The organism is Coprobacter sp. (assembly GCF_982436375.1).
The window spans coordinates 1-2,738 of record NZ_CEWDCG010000289.1; the positions used below are offsets into that span (position 1 = coordinate 1).

Sequence of the window (2,738 nt, forward strand, 5' to 3'; positions counted from 1 at the left end):
CAAAAAGAGATTTTCCGAATCCTAAAAAAAACGTATCTTTGAGCCTCGTAACACCATGCAAATGATGAATCGACATATATTCGTTTTGTTTTTGTCTATCTTTTACCTTACGGCTAAAGCGCAAGAAGGGAAGTCGGCCTTCGACTTCCTTAATCTCCCTATATCTTCGCATATCAACGCTTTAGGAGGAAACAATATTTCGATCATCGAAGAAGATGTTTCGGTCATCCAGCACAATCCGGCACTTTTAGGCCATGAAATGAATCTCCAGCTTAATCTGAATTATATGCGATATGTTGCCGGAATCAATCTGGCAGGAGCGACATTCGCCAAAGCCGCAGGAGAACGGGGAGCATGGGCTGCGGCCATCCAATACGCAGGATACGGATCGATGAAACAAGTCGAAGCAAACGGGGTGATCACTGGGACATTCAGCCCCAAAGACATGTCGATCAGCGGATTTTATGCACACGATATTACCGACCGCTTGAGGGGAGGTATACAAGCAAAATTTCTTTATTCTTCTTATGAACAATATACTTCTCTTGCATTAGCTATCGATTTGGGTATCAATTACTATAACCCGGATAACCAGCTTTCTCTCTCCATAGCTTTTAAAAATCTGGGCGGACAATTAAAGAAATACAATGAAAACCGGGATAAAATGCCTTGGGATATCCAACTCGGACTCTCAAAAACTTTGGACCACGCTCCTTTTAGATTTTCAATCACAGCCCAACATTTAAGCCGTTGGAAATTACCTTATACAGCTCCGACAACAGGAGAATATAACAGCAGCGAAGATGAAATAAAGGAAAAAGGCAATTTTGCTACCGATTTGTTCAGGCATCTTGTTTTCGGAATAGATTATATTCCTTCTCGTAATTTATACATTGCATTAGGTTACAATTATAAATATCGGAGCGATATGCAGACTTATGGCCGAAATTTTCTGTCCGGCTTTACCGTAGGGGCAGGGATCAAGGTAAAGATGTTCGGCATAGGAGCTTCATTAGCTCAACAACATGTCGGAGGAACGACTTTCATGTTTAACCTCACAACCAATATATCGCAATTTATACAACATTAAATTAGAAATGCAAACGACAAAAATAGTTATCGCAATAGATGGTTTTTCCTCTTGTGGAAAAAGTACGATGGCCAAAGAACTGGCCCGCAAAATAGGATATGTTTATATCGATAGCGGAGCGATGTACAGGGCCGTAACGCTTTACTGCATAGACAACGACCTTTTCGAAAACGACACGGTAAACGAATCCGAACTACAAAAAGTCATAAACACTTTGCAGATTACATTCAAAATCAATCCGGAGAGCGGAAAACCCGAAACTTATTTAAACGGAGAGAATGTAGAAAATGAAATCCGTTCGATGCGAGTATCCGATAAAGTAAGTCAAGTAAGCGCCATTCCTTTTGTACGCGAAGCAATGGTAGCACAACAACAAGCACTGGGAAAACAAAAGGGAGTCGTAATGGACGGCCGGGATATAGGAACGACCGTTTTTCCTGATGCAGAACTAAAAATATTCGTAACGGCTTCACCCGAAACTCGCGCACAGCGCAGATTGGACGAACTGCAAAAAAAAGGATCGAATGTTTCTTTTGAGGAAGTTCTCGACAATGTAAAAAAAAGAGATTATATAGACCAAAACAGGGAGATCAGCCCGTTACGAAAAGCTGATGATGCCTTATTGCTCGACAATTCAAAAATGACTCTTGCCGAACAGGATGCATGGTTGATCGCTCAATATAATCGGGTGATCGAAAAATAGAACGACTTATGATAAAAATAGAGATCGATAACAAATCGGGATTTTGTTTTGGTGTGGTAAACGCCATACAAAAAGCAGAAGAAGAATTGGAAAAATCGGGAATACTCTATTGTCTCGGAGATATCGTACACAACAACAACGAAGTAGAACGTCTGAGATCTAAAGGTCTGATCACCATAAATCACGAAGACCTGAAGCGACTGAAAAACGTGAAAGTATTGTTGAGAGCTCATGGCGAACCCCCGGAAACTTACCGGATAGCCAAAGAAAATAATATAGAAATTATCGATGCTACCTGTCCGGTAGTTCTGCAGTTGCAACAGAAAATCAAACGTTCATACGAAGAAACCGATCCCGACACCGGTCAAATTGTCATTTATGGGAAAAGAGGTCATGCCGAAGTAAACGGGTTGGTAGGACAAACACACGGTGAGGCAGTTGTCATCGAAAGTTTAGATGATTTCAGTCGTATAGATTTCAACAAACAAATCAGCCTATATTCTCAAACAACCAAATCGGTAGACGGATTTAAGAAAATCGTAGAAGAAATCACTCTTAGGCAATCTTCGGGACAAAAACTTTTATACTACGATACAATATGCCGACAAGTAGCCAATCGCATTCCGAATATCAGGGAATTTGCCCGACAGCATGATCTTATTTTGTTTGTTTGCGGGAAAAAAAGTTCTAATGGTAAAGTGCTCTTCGAAGAATGTTGTAAGGTCAACCCCGAATCAAAATTAGTCTCGGACATATCGGAAATAAATACCGGTTGGTTCAAAGAGAAAAGCAGCATAGGGATATGCGGTGCGACATCTACACCCAAATGGCTTATGGAAGAAGTTCAGGACTTTATACAAAAAAATATTTAGGGATTGTCTAAGTTTTCCAATAAAGAAACATTATCTGGACATCTTTGCGGTTTCTTTAGGTCACTATATTTAG

At 40.4% G+C, this 2,738-nt stretch carries 3 protein-coding genes; all 3 read left to right on the forward strand.

Translation table 11 applies throughout. The annotated features are described in order from the left end of the window. The first annotated feature begins 61 nt into the window (after nt 1-61). Genes porQ through AC1WHX_RS11730 form a run of 3 tightly spaced genes read left to right on the forward strand, consistent with a single transcriptional unit; the run spans nt 62 to nt 2,665 of the window. On the forward strand, nt 62-1,090 hold the full coding sequence (gene porQ / locus AC1WHX_RS11720) for a type IX secretion system protein PorQ (protein WP_278585028.1): 1,029 nt from the start codon (nt 62-64) through the stop codon (nt 1,088-1,090). A gap of 7 nt (nt 1,091-1,097) precedes the next feature. Then, nucleotides 1,098-1,793, forward strand: coding sequence for a (d)CMP kinase (gene cmk / locus AC1WHX_RS11725; RefSeq protein ID WP_022389573.1), 696 nt, complete (start codon nt 1,098-1,100; stop codon nt 1,791-1,793). 8 nt (nt 1,794-1,801) lie between these two features. Then, the gene (locus tag AC1WHX_RS11730; RefSeq protein WP_009318645.1) at nt 1,802-2,665 is read left to right on the forward strand and encodes a 4-hydroxy-3-methylbut-2-enyl diphosphate reductase; all 864 of its coding nucleotides are present in this window, start codon (nt 1,802-1,804) and stop codon (nt 2,663-2,665) included. Nucleotides 2,666-2,738: the final 73 nt, after the last annotated feature.

What these genes read in the sequence shown, in the direction of transcription:
- porQ (WP_278585028.1), top strand. Translation starts at nt 62, where the DNA reads ATGATGAATCGACATATATTCGTTTTGTTTTTGTCTATCTTTTACCTT.
- cmk (WP_022389573.1), top strand. Translation starts at nt 1,098, where the DNA reads ATGCAAACGACAAAAATAGTTATCGCAATAGATGGTTTTTCCTCTTGT.
- AC1WHX_RS11730 (WP_009318645.1), top strand. Translation starts at nt 1,802, where the DNA reads ATGATAAAAATAGAGATCGATAACAAATCGGGATTTTGTTTTGGTGTG.